The sequence below is a fragment of the Streptomyces sp. NEAU-W12 genome (genome assembly GCF_026242095.1).
Classification (GTDB): Bacteria; Actinomycetota; Actinomycetes; order Streptomycetales; family Streptomycetaceae; genus Streptomyces.
The window spans coordinates 1-988 of sequence record NZ_JAPJDM010000099.1; the positions used below are offsets into that span (position 1 = coordinate 1).

At 71.9% G+C, this 988-nt stretch carries 1 protein-coding gene; it reads right to left on the reverse strand.

What is annotated here, in order from left to right; genetic code table 11:
• The coding region (locus tag ORI94_RS35230) for an acyltransferase domain-containing protein (RefSeq protein WP_266083193.1) at nucleotides 1-988 on the reverse strand (988 nt) is incomplete at both ends.

Sequence of the window (988 nt, forward strand, 5' to 3'; positions counted from 1 at the left end):
CACCGACACCTCACCCGCCAGATGCGCCAGCACCTCCCCCTCCGTCGCCTCGACCGCCACCATCGCACCACCGGCCGGCAACGCCTGCATCAGCCGGCCACGCGCAGCCACCAGCGCACACGCGTCCACCAGGGAGAACACACCCGCCACATGCGCGGCCGCGATTTCACCGATCGAGTGCCCGGCGACATAGTCGGGGCGCACACCCCAGGCATCGAGCAGCCGGTACAGCGCCACTTCCAGGGCGAACAACCCCGCCTGGGCATAGGCGGTCCGGTTCAACGCCTCCCCGTCCTCACCCCAGACCACGTCGCGCAGCGGCCGCTCCAGATGCTCGTCCAACCCCGCGCACACCGCGTCGAACGCCTCCGCGAACACCGGGAAACGAGCATGCAGTTCACGGCCCATCCCCAGCCGCTGCGAACCCTGACCCGAGAACAGGAACGCCGTGCGACCCTGTTCGGTCGCGCCGACGATCGCAGCGGGGTCGCTCTCTCCCACGCACACCGCGGCCAGGCCGCGCACGGCGGACTCACGGTCGTCGGCGAGGACCACGGCACGGTGGTCGAAGACGGAGCGCTGCGTGGCCAGGGAGCGGCCGAGGTCCACGGCGCGCAGTTCGGGGGCGGCCTCGACGCAGGCCAGGAGGCGTGCGGCCTGGGCGTGCAGGGCGGCCTCGGTCTTGCCGGAGAGGGTCCACGGAACAACGCCGGGCGCGAGGGAGGCGAGTCCGCCGCTTCCGGCGCCCTCCTCATCCACCCGCTCGTACTCGGGCTGTTCGAGGACGACGTGCGCGTTGGTGCCGCTGATGCCGAACGAGGACACACCCGCCCGCCGCCGTCCCGAACCCTGCTCCCACTCCACCGGCTCGGTCAGCAGCTCCACCGCACCCGCCGACCAGTCGACATGCGACGACGGCGCGTCCACGTGCAGGGTGCGCGGCAGCACACCGTGCCGCATCGCCATCACCATCTTGATCACACCGGCC